Source organism: Calditrichota bacterium, from assembly GCA_013112635.1.
Lineage (GTDB): Bacteria > Calditrichota > Calditrichia > Calditrichales > J004 > JABFGF01.
This window is the reverse complement of sequence record JABFGF010000005.1, coordinates 333,720-349,054: the sequence shown is the minus strand read 5'-3', so window position 1 is coordinate 349,054 and position 15,335 is coordinate 333,720. Positions and strand designations below refer to the sequence as shown.

Below are 15,335 nucleotides of genomic sequence, written 5' to 3'. Positions count from 1 at the left end.
ATTTAATTAATCTAGCGCGCCTTCCTTTATCCATTGTTCTATACCTGCCAATTCACCACTTGTCAATGGCTCCCTTCCATAAGTTAATGGCGGCATCCTTTCTACACCTAAATAGTGATTTTCGGTTAGTAATAAATATAAGGCTGAGAATCTGGGGCTTTGTGGATCAATTTCCTGGCGCACAAGAACAAATCCAGTTAATCCCGGTGGATTTGAGGAATAAATTTCATGATTTATAAAATTTTCTTTTGTTTGATAAAAAAGAAAGTTGTTATCGTTTTCCACATTATGACACCCGGAACCAAAACCACATTTTGCATCTATCAGAGGTAAAACATGATCATAATAACTTATGTTTTTATCAGGAAATGAATACTCTTTCTGGTACGGAACGACGCCGTTATCACTACAAAAAAATAAAAAGCCAAAAAAAACAATAAATATTGCAGAAATGATTTTCTTCACAGCAAAATCCTAATAATTAATTTATATAAAGTAAATTAAAGCACAGACGAAAATACACCTGTCCTTGTTAATTAAGCAAGATTTCATTTTGTTTCTATTATAAAGTTAATTAATTTTAATATTTCTAAACCATTGATTTAGCTGTGATTACCTATGAATAAAGATAACACGAAAAAGAAAGTCCTTATTGTTGAAGATCATAAAGATATGCTTGTTGTACTTCGCAAATATCTGGAAGATCAAAATTTTGATGTAATTGAAGCTGAAACCGGCGAAAGCGGGATTGAAAAATTTGAAACGGATAAGCCTGATCTAATTCTTTTAGATATAATGTTACCTGGTATTTCCGGCTTGGATGTTATATCAAAAATCAAGAATGGTCAATCACAAGAAAAATATGTTCCAATAATTATCATTACAGCAAAAAACGATATAAGCGATATTGTTAAAGGGTTAGGCTCAGGTGCTGATGATTACATTGTAAAGCCTTTTCATTTTGATGAATTAATTGCACGAGTGGAATCAGCACTTCGTTTAAAAAAACTAAATGAACTACTCATTAATCAAACTCTAAGCCTGGAAAATGCCAATAAAAAAATCAATGGCCTTAATAGCGAACTGCTGGACAAAAATAAAGAATTACGAAAAAATATTTACGGACTTCATTCCCTGTTCGAAGTTTCAATGGACTTAAGTTCTATACTAGAGCTTGAAGGTTTAATTAACTCTACACTATTAACAATAATCGGACAATACTCAATAAAAAGCGCCATGTTTATGATGGCCAACTCCCATGTAAATAATCAACTGGAAATAATTGATTCAAAAGGTTTTGATAATGAACTAAAAGGTGTGTCTGTTCATAATGAAGATACGCTCGTCAATTATTTTATTGAGCACCCAATGCCAATTTTGCTTGAAGATTTAAAAAGTAAAATTAATACATCCCATTCATTTGATAAATTAGAACAAATTGGTATTGGCTTGGTCGCCCCGGTTGTAATTAAACGACAAGTTTCCGGTTTAATTTGTTTTGGACCACGGCTTAAAGAAGAAGAATTTGAAGATCGTGAAATTCAACAGATAACCATTCTGACAAATATTATTTCAATCGCGGTTAACAATGCATCACTTTATAAAGATGTGGAACAGCTATCTTATACTGATGGAATGACAGAACTCCATAATTACCGATATTTTGAGCTTCGTCTCAAAGAAGAAATTATCCGGCATAAACGTACAAAAGCAGGGCTTTCATTATTGATATTGGATGTAGACTATTTTAAAAATTTTAATGATACCCTTGGTCATCAGGCTGGCGATAATGTTTTGAGAAAACTTGGGAAGCTGCTAAAAGAAACGGCAAGGGAAAATGATATAGTTGCGCGATACGGCGGTGAGGAATTTGCAGTAATTTTACCAACTGTAGATCAGGAAGGTGCTGTTATACTTGCAGAGCGTATTCGGGAAAATGTAGAAAAAGCTGAGTTTGATGGCGAGCATGTACAGCCAAACGGCAAAATTACGGTTAGTATTGGTGAGGCATCGTTGGTTGATACCAGCAATTTTGAAGAGTTAATTCGTAAAGCAGACCTGGCTTTATATTCAGCAAAAGAATCCGGAAGAAACCGGGTTCAGACATACACATCTGGGATGAACGGAAATAAATGAAAATAGGAATAACATGTTATCCAACCTATGGCGGAAGCGGTGTAGTAGCAACAGAGCTGGGGATGAAACTGGCAACTTTAGGCCACAAGGTTCATTTTATTTCTTATGCCCTGCCATACAGATTAAGTAATTTTACAACCAATGTTTTTTTTCATGAAGTAGATGTCCTGCAATACCCATTATTTGAATATCCACCATACTCACTCTCCTTAGCCCATAAAATGGCAGATGTAATCGAACATGAAGGTTTGGATATTTTGCACGTACATTATGCTATTCCCCATGCAACAAGTGCACATTTGGCCAAAGAAATAATCGATAAAAAAGATTTTAAATTTGTCACTACTTTGCACGGAACAGACATTACTTTAATCGGATCTGATCCATCATATTTAAAAATTGTGAAGTTTTCAATTGAAAAGAGTGACGGCGTTACAGCAGTTTCCAAGTATTTGGCAGATAAAACTTATGATACATTCAATGTAAAAAATGATATTGAAGTAATACCAAATTTTGTACCTGACAAATTTTTAGAAGTTGATATTTCAGCTAAAGAAAAATCTTGTTTCCGCCAGGGCGATGAAATTATCCTGACCCACATTTCTAATTTCCGGCCTTTAAAACGTATTACAGACCTTGTTTACGTTATGGAAAAGCTTATAAAGAAAAACAATGTGCGACTTTATATGGTTGGAGATGGTGTTGACCGGGCAAAAATGGAACAGCTTTGCAGGGATTTAGACCTTTGTAATCATATAACTTTTCTTGGAAAACAGGAAAACGTTGAAGACGTGTTAAATGCAACGGATGTTTTTTTGCTGCCAAGTGCTGAGGAAAGTTTTGGATTAGCTGTTTTAGAAGCACTGGCTTGTGGAGTACCTTGCGTAACTACGAACGCTGGCGGCTTACCGGAAGTTAATGTGCATGGTGAAACCGGCTTTAATGTAGATATCGGTGATATCGATGCTTTTGCTGAACATGTTGAGATGATAATCCGGGATCGCAAATTGATGAAAAAGTTTTCTATAAATGCCAGAGAATTGGCTTCAACAAAGTATAATTCGAACAGGATAGTCCCACAATATCTTGAATATTATCAAAAAATCCTGTCTTCATAACAAAACCCAATTAAGAAAACTGTGGATAAGCAACCACTAATTATTACCCACCGTGGACGGGCAGACCACAATTTGCCCGAGAATACTATTGATGCATGTGAGTTAGCACTGCAACAAGGCGCAAATGCTTTAGAAGTAGATGTTCGTTTTTGCGGCAGCGGTGAGCTTGTAGTCTTTCATGATTTAATGACAAAGAGAATGACTAATAAAAATGGTTTGCTATTTTCCACCTCCCTTTCCGAATTAAAAAAATTGCGCCTTAATCCACAAAATGAGAAACCACTGTATGTCCCGACACTTACAGAATTTATAGAGCATTTCAAAAATACAGTCCCAATCAATCTTGATGCTAAAGTATTTACACCAATTGCCGGACAATTTGCAAAATATATTGTTCGTGCTGTGAAATCATCCGGCTATAGAGAGCAATTCTGGATATCTTCTTTTAATCCTATTTTTTTACGAACAGTTAAATATTGTGGTGAAGATATTAAAACCGGATATCTTTTTGAGAAATATGATATTTTCAGGAAAATTTCAGAACCTTTCTTTTTTGCGGATTATTGGCATCCCGAAATAAATATAGTTAATGATACGTTTATAAAAATTGCACAAGAAAATGATAAGAAGCTTTTTGTCTGGACTGTAAATGAACAGTCCGAAATCAGTCGGCTTAACAATTATGATGCAGTAAAAGGTATTATTACTGACTTTCCACATGAGATTTCAAAATACATTGATCAGAATCCGAACAAATAGTCTATAATCTTAAACACATTCTAAATAATCCTAAAGCCTGTCGAATATTATATCACTTGTGTTCAATCTTCAATGGAGTGAATAATATGCAGGAAGCATTTCAAGAGTATAACCCAAATTATATCCCGGATATGGAAGATGTAAGTACGCTTCCGCCAAAAGTACAGGAAATTCTGTATGAAAAGGAAGTCCAGGTAGAAATACCCAAATATCATGTTGTGTTATTTGATGACAGTGATCATACTTATGATTATGTTATCGAGATGCTGATGGCAATTTTCGGCCATAATAACAGCACGGCCTTTCAGATGGCCTGCGAAGTTGATGTTTTAGGCAAGGTTGTTGTTTATACTTCCAATAAAGAGCACGCAGAACACAAACGCGATCAGATTATCAATTATGGTTCAGATTGGCGGCTAGATCATAGTCAACATTCTATGCGAGCAAGCATTGAATTGGCTAATCAGGATATTGATCTGCAACAATAATCAGTTTTTCATCTTCAGGGCATTTTCAAACTGATCGTAGTCTTTTACAGTCCAAAGGCAAAAGACTATTTCCAGGTCTAAGTTATTTTCCATTAAAAAATCTACACATACTTTTAACATTAGTGGGGCACATCTTTCAATTGGATAGCCAAAGATTCCCGTACTAATTGCTGGAAAAGCAATACTTTTAAGATTGTTTTCACGGGCAAGCTTTAAACTGTTCAAGGTAGCAGAGGCAAGTTTTTCATCTTCCTGGCCTTCACCCATTTTTGGGCCCACTGCATGAATTATGTGTTTCGCTTTCAATTTACCCGCAGAAGTTATAACCGCTGTTCCTACCGGTGTATGACCTATTTTGTTGCTTTCTTTCTGTATCTCAAATCCACCTTTAGAAACAATTGCAAATGCAACACCTCCACCATGTTGCAAAAATTCATTTGCCGGGTTTACAATTGCATCGGTTGCCTGCTCCGTAATATCTCCTTGAAGCAAAGTAATTTTTCCGGAATAAAATGACTTGGAAATCAATGATATTATCCTTCGTAAACTGTCTTTTCATCCACAAAACAAAGTGGATTGCCAAAGGGATCAAGAACATAAAAAAGACGCTCACCCAGTTCATTCTCTTTGATATTGGAATCAATTTCAGCATCCGGGATTTTCATTAACCGGAAAAAAAGCGCATCAAGGTTTTTAACAGAAAAATAAGTGAATTGGTTTTCGTGGTGCATCCAGCCCTGGCCTAATTTATCGCCATTGGCCAATGGGTCATAACATGATAAACTAAATCCTTCATATTCAAAAAAATGTTTACCGCTGGAAACACGTTTTCCTTTAACTCCTAATACCTGGAAATAAAAATCTGCTGCCTGCTCAATATCAGAAACAGGTAATACAATCCGAAATAATTTTGCCATATTTTTTTTCACTCAAAAACGATCCAGGTTTTAAAACCAGAAGATTAAAATATTATTCCCCTGCCATAAGGTCCATAAAAGCTTTACTCATTTTCTCATGTGTAGCATCAAGGGATTCTGATATTACTTTTACACCTGCTATTACGGGCATAAAATTGGTGTCGCCATCCCAACGTGGCAAAAGATGATAATGAATATGTTCTTCAATTCCAGCACCGGCAGCTTTGCCCATGTTCATTCCCATATTAATCGCCTGTGGATTAAAAATTTTGCGCAAAACCAAAATTGATTTATTTATTAACAAATTGCATTCAGCTTGTTCTTTATCTGTAAGTTCCAACAAATCGTTTGTATGCCGGAATGGGACGATCATAATGTGCCCGTTATTATAGGGGAATTTATTCAAAATCACATAACAATACTTGCCGCGATACACAATGTGATTTGTTTTGTCATCGTCTTTTACAACATTACAAAAAACACAGCCTTTGGTCTTTGTTGTTGTAGATACATACTCCATTCGCCAGGGTGCCCACATATTTTCCATAATAAAATCCAAAATGTAATATTACTTTTTAAACAAAAAAAGATGACGAAAAAGCTAAAATAAAATTTAAAACATTTCCGTCATCAATTTACTTAAAACCACTGAATTTTTAAAAAACAGCTGGTTTATTCTTCATCTTGTTCTTTGGCAGCTTCAATAATTTTTTGTGTTTCTTCACCCGGAACTTCCTCGTAGTGAGAAAACTTCCTGCTGTGAATACCACGGCCCTGGCTCATTGAGCGCAGTGTAGTAGAATATTTATAAAGCTCCGACAGAGGTACATTTGCTTTAATAACCTGGAATTTTCCATCTGCATCCATACCCTGAATTTTACCACGGCGGCTGCTTAAGTCCCCCATTACATCGCCCATATATTCATCAGGTACTCTTACATCAATAGTATAAATCGGCTCCAGGATAACGGGTTTTGCAGCCATAAAAGCTTTTTTAAAAGCCATGGAAGCGGCCACTTTAAAAGCCATCTCCGAAGAATCCACATTGTGATAGCTTCCATCAAAACAAGTTGCCTTTATATCAATAACAGGGAATCCGGCTAATACGCCTTTTTCCATTGTTTCTACAATACCTTTTTCAACCGCCGGGATAAATTTACCGGGGATAACACCGCCAACAATTGCATTTACAAACTCAAAACGTTTTCCACGCGGTAACGGTTCAATTTTGATATGACAATCTCCATACTGCCCTCTACCACCGGATTGCTTTTTAAATTTACCTTGAGTTTCTGCACGGCCTTTTATTGCTTCCCTATAAGGAATGCGTGGTGTTTCTTCTTCTACCTCAACCCCAAACCTTGTTTTTAAGCGGCTTAAAATTGTAGCAAGATGTAATTCTCCCTGGCCGGAAATAATTGTCTGGTGTAATTCTGCATCATTAGTATAAACAAATGTCGGGTCTTCTTCATGTAATGTATGCAAGCCTTGTGCAATTTTATCCTCATCACCTTTGGCTTTTGGTTTAATTGCTTCACGAATACGTGGTTCAGGAAAATCAATCTTTGGAAAATGAATTTTACTACCCTTTTTACAAAGCGAATCACCAGTATGGGTTTCTTTAAGTTTTACAAGTGCTGCGATATCACCAGCAACCAATTTATCAACAGAATCTTTGTTTTTCCCATTTAAAGAATAAATCTGCGCGATACGTTCGTTTTTGCCGCGCGTAGTATTTTCAACTTCATCTCCAACACTTAATACCCCGGAAAAAACCTTAATAAACGAGAGTTCACCCATGTGTTGCTCACCACTGGTTTTAAAAATCAATGCTGATAAAGGACCTTTTGTATCAACATGAATTTTTTCACCTTCTTCGGTATTATAATCTTTTAATTCATTTGGCGCAGGGCAAAAATTAACTATTACATCCAACAATCTTTTAACACCGATATTTTTTTCCGCAGATGTACAGAAAACAGGATAAACCAAATCGTGGGCCATTGCTGTTTTTAGTCCTGTTCTAAAATCATTTTCATCCAGGCCGCTTTCAAAATATTTTTCCATTAATGAGTCATCGCTCTCAGCAACGGCTTCTACAAGTTTTAAATGGAGGTCATCTGCTTTTTCCTTTAAATCGCCTGGAATATCTTCCTCGGTGAATTGACCGCTTCCATCTATTTTAAATTTTAACAGTTTCATTTTGATTAAATCGACGATCGAATCAAAACCCGGACCCGCATTAACAGGAAACTGTGCCAACACAATTCTATGATCAAGATCTTCTGTTAAATCATGATATACTTGGTCAAAATCTATATTTTCCTTATCCAGTTTATTTAAAATAAGTACACGGGGTACATCATTTTTTTCCGCTTCTGCCCAAACGAGCTCTGTTCCAACTTCAACTCCGGAAGGTGCGGAAACTACCAGGAATACGCTATCTAAAACACGCATACTACCTACAACTTCACCAAAGAAATCTGAAAAACCTGGAGTATCGACAATATTAATTTTATGGTCACGCCATTCACCGTGCATTAAACTTGTGTTAATTGAAATTTGGCGTTCAATCTCATCAGAATTGTAGTCGGAAGTAGTTGTCCCCTGCTCAATACTGCCAATTCTGTTTACTACTTTCAGGTTATGAAGCAATGCATCTGCGAGCAGGGTTTTGCCCGCACCTCCATGCGCACATAACCCAATATTACGAATTTGATCTGTTTGAAATACTTTCACTGTTTCCTCCTTACATATTGCAAGTTTGTTAGGTAGAATGTTATTCTTGATACGGGAACCGTTGGCATTAAAGCTGACAACGAAGACCAGGTAAAAAGAGTTTAATTTTAATATTCAGATACCTGTAAAAAACCAAAAAATGTGGTTTTTTAAAAGGCGAGATTTCAATGACAAAAGCTACTAAAAAGAACCGAATCATACAAGATAATATCAGCCTCTTTTTCTTAATCTGCTTCATTCTTACATAAATTTTGTTACTGAAAAAAATTGCAAGAATTTAATCAAACAACTGTCAAAGTTTTATTAATACCTTCTATGGAGATATAAAATGAAAATTATACATGCGATCTTATTAATGCTTTTTACAGTTGCATTTTTTGCCTGCTCAAACCAAACAATTGAAAGTAAGAAACCAGAAACGCAAATCTTAGTTGATGGGATTGGTAACGATTGGGAAAAATACAACTTAGTTTTTAACGAAGATTTTAATATTGTTTTCGGGGCATTAAATACAGATCCCACTTTATACCTGATGTTCCGTTTTAATGATCAGAGGCTGGCACGAATGTTTGCATCACGTGGTGTTTATCTTTGGCTGGATAAAGAAAAAGAAACCGGTATTATGTATCGCGATGAAAATCTGTTTCCGAATCCTGGACAGCGTAGAAACCGCGGAGATATTCAACAAGGCTATTTCCCAAATGGAACCTTTATTGTCCAAAAAAAGGATACTGTAATTGAGCAATCTTTAAAAAGCTACCCAAACTTAGAGGCCGCCTTTAACCTGAATGATGGTTTATATTGTTTTGAGTTTAAACTGCCTTTAAACTCAACCTCGCCGGTAACTTTTATTTCTGATGATAATGAACTTAAAGTTGGAATTGAACTTGCTGAAGTAAGTGAAGAAGTTCGTTCACAAATGGAACAACAACGTCAAGGAGCGAGAGGATCTGCTATGTCTGGAGGTCGCTCCGGAGGAGGAAGAGGAATGGGCGGACGTGGCGGCATGAGAGGTGGTGGAAGACCAGCTCAGCCGAAAACGGATTTTGACGGAAAAGAAATATGGCTTAACATTATTTTAAACAACTAATATTAACTTTTATAAAGGAGAAATACATGTTTAAATCTATCTTTATGAGCATTTCAATTTTAGTACTATTTTCTGTAACGATAGCTTGCAGTCAGGAAAGGGGAAGACGCTTTTCTCTTGAAGACCAGATAAAGAACTTAAAAGAAAACTTGGAATTGACAGATGAGCAGGTAGAAAAAATAAAACCCATTCTTGAAAAACAACGTGAACAAATGCAGGAGATGCGCGATAATTTTGATGGAGAACGCTCAGAAATGCGTGAGGCGATGACGGAGATCCGTGAAGAAACTGATAAAAAAATCAATGAAGTATTAACAGATGAACAAAAAGAAAAATATCAGGAAATACAGGAAGAGAGACGCTCTCGCCGAAGAAGGCCATAAACAAAACTTTTCCCAAGATATCCGGTTTTTGTAGATGAAAAGGTTTTGGGTTTATACCACGTGTTAATTAAATTCATTGCTCATAAACAAAAGCCGGATTTCTCTTTGTACAACTACCAAAAATCATATCGTTATTTTGCCCAGGTTGCAGATGACATAAAAGACATTGCAGAAGAAGAACTACTTTCCCTTGGTGCAAAAAACACACATTTAGCTTACCGTGGAATACATTTTACCGCAGAGAAAGAGTCACTCTACACCATAAATTTTAATTCCAGATTAATTAACCGGGTTTTGGCACCAATTAAAACTTTTGCCTGCCATTCGGATCAATACTTATATAAAACCGCAGTAAAAATTAACTGGTCCGATTTTTTACAAACGACCGACACATTCGCTGTTTTTGCCACAGTCTCCCACAGTGCCATAAAGCATTCAAAGTTTGCTGCTTTAAGGCTAAAAGATGCGATCGCTGACAGTTTCAGAGAAAACATCGGGCAAAGACCATCTGTTGATACGCGTAACCCTGATGTTTGGATCAATCTGCACATTGAAAATAATGAAGCGGTAATTAGTATTGATACATCCGGTGGAAGCCTGCATCGCCGTGGCTACCGCCGTAGAAGTGTTCAAGCACCAATGGTTGAAACTCTTGCAGCAGCCATTATTAAATATTCTGATTGGGATGGTAATACACCGTTGCACGATCCGTTTTGTGGTTCGGGTACAATTCTATGTGAAGCATTTTTGAAGGCCAGCGCAACGCCAGCTTCTTTTCTCAGGGAGAAATTTGGTTTTGAACAATTACCCGATTTTGATGCTAAAGTATGGCAACAGGTAAAAAAAGACAGTCTTGAAAAAATCGTTTCTATTTCTGAAAACTTAATTACAGGAAGTGACATAGCTTTACAGGCCGTTAAAAGTTCAACTTATAACAGCTCTCTAATCGATCCTAAAAGCTTAATTAAAATCGTACGTAAAGACGTTTTTGAAATTGAGTCGCTTGAAAACAAAACCATAATTGGCAATCCGCCTTATGGCATAAGGTTAAATAATGAGGAGGATCTTAGCAGCTTTTACAAAAACTTTGGAGATTTTCTTAAGCAACGCTGCAAGGGATCCACAGCCTATATTTATTTTGGGGAGCGAAAATATATAAAAAACATTGGATTAAAAGCATCATGGAAAAAAGAGATTTCCAATGGTGGGTTGGATGGAAGACTGGTTAAATATGAGCTCTATTGAAAATAAATTTTCTAAAACCTCAATCGCCACAGTTTCTTTTTAAGCCATTTCTGCGCCAGCTCGTAATTGTCAAAAAGTCTTTCTTTTTCCTTAAAATGGGGTGGATGTACAGAACGCCGGCCATTAATTTTTTTAACCGGGATAACTATATGAAGCATCTCATGATACATTAAATATTCACGCACATAATCCGGAATACGTTTTTTGTCAAAAATGCGCGAGATAACTAATAGATTGCGGGAATGATCGTAAAAACCCAACCGCCTTGTACTTTTATTTAAACTCCAGCCCAATATTGGTTTCGGAACAGCAGAGTCAAAATATGACCTGTTAACCAAATCAAAAATATCAGTTAAATTATGATACTTACCAATGGGCGAATAATCCGGAGAAACTTTGGATTTAGGAAAACTCATATTTGGTACAATGAACTGATTAATGTAATTACGATAATGGTGCCGGATTTCTTTTTTGGTTTTTAGGCGAAACAATTTATCAAATAAAATATACCCAACCGCCTGGATTGTTTCATCCGGGGCATCAAAGAGCTTATCTGAAATGCGAACATAAATAATTCCGTTTCTTAAACGAATGGTATGGCTTAAATTTTTGTAGGCATAATAAGAAACCCGCAAATCATATTGTTCTGCGGGTTTATAGTTAGTTTTTATATTTGAGATTATTGCGTGTAATTTTTCATCCATAAATCAAAATTACAAAACAGCAATCATAAAAAAAATTACAAATTAAAAGAATCGCCAATATCCATTATTTTTACCTCGTTTCCATAGCTAAATGATTTACTGGCAAATTCTTCAGGGTCGACATCAATCATCGGAAAAGTTTTATAATGCATTGGGACCGTTAACCTTGGCTTTACAAGGTCAACTGCCTCAACGGCATCATCAATACCCATTGTAAAATTATCACCGATACAAACCATCATCACATCAACAAGGTTGTGTTTACCGATTAGCTGCATATCAGAAAACAGTCCCGTATCCCCAGTATGATAAAAAGTCTTGTCATCTATAGTTAATAAAATACCGGCAGGCATTCCACCATAAGTACCATCTGGAAATGATGATCCGTGAAAGGCCGGTGTTAATTTTACCCGTCCAAACGGAAAATTATTTCCACCCCCAATATGCAATGGATGCGTCTCAATGCCTTTTGCACCATAATATGTGGCAATCTCAAAATTTGCGATAATAGTACTTTTACAATTTTTAGCGATTGACTCAACATCTGAAATATGGTCTCCGTGTGCATGAGAAATTAAAATATAATCTGCATTTAAATCGGATGCTTTATGTTTAGCAAGCGGATTACCTTCTAAAAATGGATCAATAACTACGCTGGCCTTTGGAGATTCTAACAGCCAACCGGAGTGACCTAAAAATGTTAGTTTTGGCATAAGGAAACCTCCCTTAGTTTTAGTGGATTTTTATGAAAAGCTTACTTCTAATGTACAAAATTGAAAAAAAAATGAAATATCTATATTTCAAGAATACAAAATAAAAAACCCCGAACTTAAATAAGCCGGGGCTTAGAGAGAGTGTTAAAATTAATTTAACACACTTGTATTTTTAAAAGGAACTTTTAATTCTGCAAAATCAGTTATTTCAAAAGAATAAGTTTACGCGTTTGGACAAATTTGCCGGCACTGAAACGAGCAAAATAAATCCCGGATGCCTGTTGTTGGCCAGTCATATTTGTACCACTCCATTTAAACTCATGAACACCGGATGATAATTCCCCGGAATATATTTCTGTAACCAATTCGCCTGCTGCATTATAAACAGCTAGTGATATTTTTGTATATGCTTTTTCAGCCGGTATTTCAAATCGCAAAGTTGTTTCCGGATTAAATGGATTTGGAAAGTTCGGCAGAAGTTTAAATCCTGTAACAATCTGATTTGCAGACGCTTCAATAACTGAGTGATATGTACGGACACCTGACATGCTTATATCTGATAGTCTGTACAAATAGTTCTCTCCATTTACTACATTGTTATCCACATATGAATAATTATTGACGGTGCTTGAATTACCTTGCCCGGCTAATGCCGAGTTATCTTTATATGAAGAAATTTCAGCAAAAGTATTATTCTGTTTTGTTGTTCTTTCTAAAATATAACCCAGGTTATTCAGCTCAGATGCTGTTTCCCAATTTAACTCAATAGAGTTATTTCCTGCTACCGCTGTGAATGAAGTTAACTCAACGGGTAAAGAATTATCTGCAGAATTAGAGCCAATTCCAAACTCTGAAAAACTACTAAGGTTAGCACTGGAGTACAAAGTATTTCCAATACGCTCTGTATTAATTGGGTTCCAGGCTGCTCCACTATTGGCACGTCTTAAAATTACGAGTTTATCCGCATCTGATATTCCACTAACTCCAGTAATATCTATGTAAACCTCTGCAGTAAAATTGCCGGTTAACCCTGTTTCACTTATTGTCCAATACTTAGCCGGGCTCACAACATTGGGCGTAATTGTACTGGCATCAGGCGAGGTGGCACTACCACTAAAGCCAGCATCACCCGGATCAGAATCTGTACGTGAAATGCTTAATGATCCACCATCTGTGTCTGTGTTTGTTTCAAACTCAACAGCCGCTCCAGTATTACCAATAAGGTACATAAAAGCCTGTTGTTTAATAACGCTGGCAGATCCACTTTGTGTAAAAACCATAAATTTGCCTACTGGCATATCAGTGTAAGTTGTCCTTGTCCGGGCAGCTCCACCGCTTGTATTTAACCAGTTTACCTGAATTGAATCAATTTTAGAGGTTGTTCCTAAACCAAAATGGGCACGCATATCAGATTGTGATCCGGCTCCGGATTGAGATGATATTTCTCGCATCTGTTCTGTTGTACTAGTCTGCTCGGGAATATTCGCAAATAGATGAATCTGTGTGCCAATCGCAGAAATATTTTTTGTAGTTCCCACAAGCTTGATATTGGCAAAACTATTTCCGTTGCTTGTTGTATTTGTATAAAGAAGCGGCTTATAAAAACGGCCCACAACAAAATCCTGGTCTCCATCATTGTCAATATCAGCAAATGCTACACCGCGACCATTGCTGGTATTTGTGCCATCGTCAAGTGAAAAAGTTGAAGACATTGTAAGAGTGTAATTTGGAGTTCCCGAATTTACGTACAATCTACTGGCTGGATTTTCAAAAACGGCATCACTCATTGTCGATGTAAAAAGGTCTAAATCCCCATCATTATCAACATCAGCCCAGGCACTACCACGAACATAATATTCATCTGTAGAAATATCCCCGGCTGTTGCATCTGAAAAGGAAGTGGTACTAGTGGTGCTTGTGTTTTCGAATATAAAACTATGCTTTGTTCCTGCTTCAGGTTTTGTACCTGTATATAAATCCAAGTCACCATCGTTATCCCAATCACCCCAGCTGCATGCCTGAGTAGAAGTTTGTGTTGGTCTTAAGGTCGCAGGAGTGTCATCTACAAATGCACCTGATCCATTATTTTTCCAAAGTGTATTAAGTTTAGTAGATCCGCGGGCAGTATATATATCCATATAGCCATCGCCATTATAATCACCCCAAACCATTGCACCGGTTAAGTTAGAATACGCATTGTTAATGCCGTCAATGGTTCCGCCACTTGTAATAATATCTCCAATTCCAGATGGGTTTCTTGTACTTCCGGAACCTGCATCATTTCTAAAAAATATATTGGTCTGGGCAATTTCCCCGGTAAAAAAGATATTCCCTCTTTTTTGATATAAATCAATAAAACCGTCATTGTTATAATCACCCCAACCAACAACTCGTGAATCATCACTATCATCAACAATGTCTCCGAAAGTGGTGTTGTTTGTAAAATCGCCGGCACCATCGTTTATAAAAAGATTATTAGGCGGCTCACCACCATTAAAACCAGGCTCAGCATTTGCAACATATAAATCTATATTTCCATCATTATCATAGTCGCCCCATGTTGCTGTACCAGATGTTCTTTGAGTTGCTGTTATAACGGAAAGACTAGCATCTGAGAAAGTACCGGAAGAGTTACTAAATAAGACATTGTCATAACTTGTGCCATCTGACGCATTTCCACGGCTTAAAAAAAGATCGACCCAACCATCATGATTATAATCTGCAAATGAAACACTTGTTGATTCTTCAGCAATCTCATCAAGGTTTGTTGGCCCGGAAAATGTTTGTGCGGAAATAATTGAGGTCAAAGAAAAAAAGAGAAGTATAAAAAATTTTAGTATCGAGTGTTGCATAAACAACCTCCATGTTGAAAAATTATGATTAAGTTATTATTATTTATGCCGATCATTATGGTTTTTTTAAATCCAACGCTAATTTAAGCGCAGCAACGTTTTATTGGGTGTTATATGTCACAGAACAATATTATCAATTTTTTTTTGATCTGTTTGTAGGAAAATCTTATTTGAAGACTGCTATATTTTAC

15 protein-coding genes are annotated in these 15,335 nt (G+C 36.5%); 7 read left to right on the top strand and 8 right to left on the bottom strand.

Annotated elements, in window-relative coordinates:
• Window positions 1–6 precede the first annotated feature (6 nt).
• Window positions 7–465: a hypothetical protein gene (locus HND50_15070; GenBank protein ID NOG46562.1), complete on the bottom strand. Its 459-nt coding sequence runs from the start codon at window positions 463–465 to the stop codon at window positions 7–9.
• Window positions 466–618: 153 nt separating this feature from the next.
• Here HND50_15070 and HND50_15065 point away from each other — a divergent pair, with 153 nt between their 5' ends.
• The 4 genes from HND50_15065 (at window position 619) to HND50_15050 (ending at window position 4,501) form a co-directional block, all read left to right on the top strand.
• Window positions 619–2,136 (top strand): diguanylate cyclase, encoded by a 1,518-nt coding sequence (locus tag HND50_15065; protein NOG46561.1) that lies wholly within the window; start codon window positions 619–621, stop codon window positions 2,134–2,136.
• Window positions 2,133–3,254 (top strand): N-acetyl-alpha-D-glucosaminyl L-malate synthase BshA, encoded by a 1,122-nt coding sequence (gene bshA, locus HND50_15060; protein NOG46560.1) that lies wholly within the window; start codon window positions 2,133–2,135, stop codon window positions 3,252–3,254. Before HND50_15065 ends, bshA begins: the two co-directional genes overlap by 4 nt.
• 21 nt (window positions 3,255–3,275) lie before the next feature.
• Complete coding sequence (locus tag HND50_15055) at window positions 3,276–4,013, top strand: glycerophosphodiester phosphodiesterase (GenBank protein NOG46559.1); 738 nt, start codon at window positions 3,276–3,278, stop codon at window positions 4,011–4,013.
• A 131-nt stretch (window positions 4,014–4,144) separates the two neighbouring features.
• Entirely contained in the window at window positions 4,145–4,501 is a 357-nt protein-coding gene (locus HND50_15050; GenBank protein ID NOG46558.1) for an ATP-dependent Clp protease adaptor ClpS, read from the top strand.
• Here HND50_15050 and HND50_15045 read toward each other — a convergent pair whose 3' ends face one another.
• The 4 genes from HND50_15045 to fusA all read right to left on the bottom strand — a co-directional run bounded on the left by HND50_15045 (window position 4,502) and on the right by fusA (window position 8,157).
• Window positions 4,502–5,026 (bottom strand): macro domain-containing protein, encoded by a 525-nt coding sequence (locus HND50_15045; GenBank protein ID NOG46557.1) that lies wholly within the window; start codon window positions 5,024–5,026, stop codon window positions 4,502–4,504. It abuts the gene before it with no gap.
• Between the two features lie 8 nt (window positions 5,027–5,034).
• Entirely contained in the window at window positions 5,035–5,418 is a 384-nt protein-coding gene (locus tag HND50_15040) for a hypothetical protein (protein ID NOG46556.1), read from the bottom strand.
• 52 nt (window positions 5,419–5,470) lie between these two features.
• Complete coding sequence (locus tag HND50_15035; protein NOG46555.1) at window positions 5,471–5,965, bottom strand: HIT domain-containing protein; 495 nt, start codon at window positions 5,963–5,965, stop codon at window positions 5,471–5,473.
• Window positions 5,966–6,090: 125 nt separating this feature from the next.
• Entirely contained in the window at window positions 6,091–8,157 is a 2,067-nt protein-coding gene (fusA, locus tag HND50_15030) for an elongation factor G (GenBank protein NOG46554.1), read from the bottom strand.
• A gap of 328 nt (window positions 8,158–8,485) precedes the next feature.
• Here fusA and HND50_15025 point away from each other — a divergent pair, with 328 nt between their 5' ends.
• From HND50_15025 to HND50_15015, 3 genes are all read left to right on the top strand, one after another.
• Window positions 8,486–9,247, top strand: a complete 762-nt coding sequence (locus HND50_15025; GenBank protein NOG46553.1) for a hypothetical protein — start codon at window positions 8,486–8,488, stop codon at window positions 9,245–9,247.
• Window positions 9,248–9,273: 26 nt separating this feature from the next.
• Window positions 9,274–9,630: a hypothetical protein gene (locus tag HND50_15020; GenBank protein ID NOG46552.1), complete on the top strand. Its 357-nt coding sequence runs from the start codon at window positions 9,274–9,276 to the stop codon at window positions 9,628–9,630.
• A gap of 105 nt (window positions 9,631–9,735) precedes the next feature.
• Window positions 9,736–10,875: a class I SAM-dependent RNA methyltransferase gene (locus HND50_15015; GenBank protein NOG46551.1), complete on the top strand. Its 1,140-nt coding sequence runs from the start codon at window positions 9,736–9,738 to the stop codon at window positions 10,873–10,875.
• Between the two features lie 11 nt (window positions 10,876–10,886).
• Here HND50_15015 and HND50_15010 read toward each other — a convergent pair whose 3' ends face one another.
• The 3 genes from HND50_15010 to HND50_15000 all read right to left on the bottom strand — a co-directional run bounded on the left by HND50_15010 (window position 10,887) and on the right by HND50_15000 (window position 15,144).
• Window positions 10,887–11,579, bottom strand: a complete 693-nt coding sequence (locus HND50_15010; GenBank protein ID NOG46550.1) for a M48 family metallopeptidase — start codon at window positions 11,577–11,579, stop codon at window positions 10,887–10,889.
• Between the two features lie 35 nt (window positions 11,580–11,614).
• Window positions 11,615–12,292, bottom strand: coding sequence for a metal-dependent hydrolase (locus HND50_15005; protein ID NOG46549.1), 678 nt, complete (start codon window positions 12,290–12,292; stop codon window positions 11,615–11,617).
• Window positions 12,293–12,495: 203 nt separating this feature from the next.
• Window positions 12,496–15,144 (bottom strand): T9SS type A sorting domain-containing protein, encoded by a 2,649-nt coding sequence (locus HND50_15000; GenBank protein NOG46548.1) that lies wholly within the window; start codon window positions 15,142–15,144, stop codon window positions 12,496–12,498.
• Between the last annotated feature and the right edge of the window lie 191 nt (window positions 15,145–15,335).

Bases quoted from the DNA above. Each gene is read 5' to 3' on its own strand.
- HND50_15035 (NOG46555.1), bottom strand. From the start codon at position 5,965: ATGGAAAATATGTGGGCACCCTGGCGAATGGAGTATGTATCTACAACA.
- HND50_15050 (NOG46558.1), top strand. From the start codon at position 4,145: ATGGAAGATGTAAGTACGCTTCCGCCAAAAGTACAGGAAATTCTGTAT.
- HND50_15025 (NOG46553.1), top strand. From the start codon at position 8,486: ATGAAAATTATACATGCGATCTTATTAATGCTTTTTACAGTTGCATTT.
- HND50_15005 (NOG46549.1), bottom strand. From the start codon at position 12,292: ATGCCAAAACTAACATTTTTAGGTCACTCCGGTTGGCTGTTAGAATCT.
- HND50_15000 (NOG46548.1), bottom strand. From the start codon at position 15,144: ATGCAACACTCGATACTAAAATTTTTTATACTTCTCTTTTTTTCTTTG.
- bshA (NOG46560.1), top strand. From the start codon at position 2,133: ATGAAAATAGGAATAACATGTTATCCAACCTATGGCGGAAGCGGTGTA.
- HND50_15065 (NOG46561.1), top strand. From the start codon at position 619: ATGAATAAAGATAACACGAAAAAGAAAGTCCTTATTGTTGAAGATCAT.
- HND50_15020 (NOG46552.1), top strand. From the start codon at position 9,274: ATGTTTAAATCTATCTTTATGAGCATTTCAATTTTAGTACTATTTTCT.
- HND50_15040 (NOG46556.1), bottom strand. From the start codon at position 5,418: ATGGCAAAATTATTTCGGATTGTATTACCTGTTTCTGATATTGAGCAG.
- HND50_15010 (NOG46550.1), bottom strand. From the start codon at position 11,579: ATGGATGAAAAATTACACGCAATAATCTCAAATATAAAAACTAACTAT.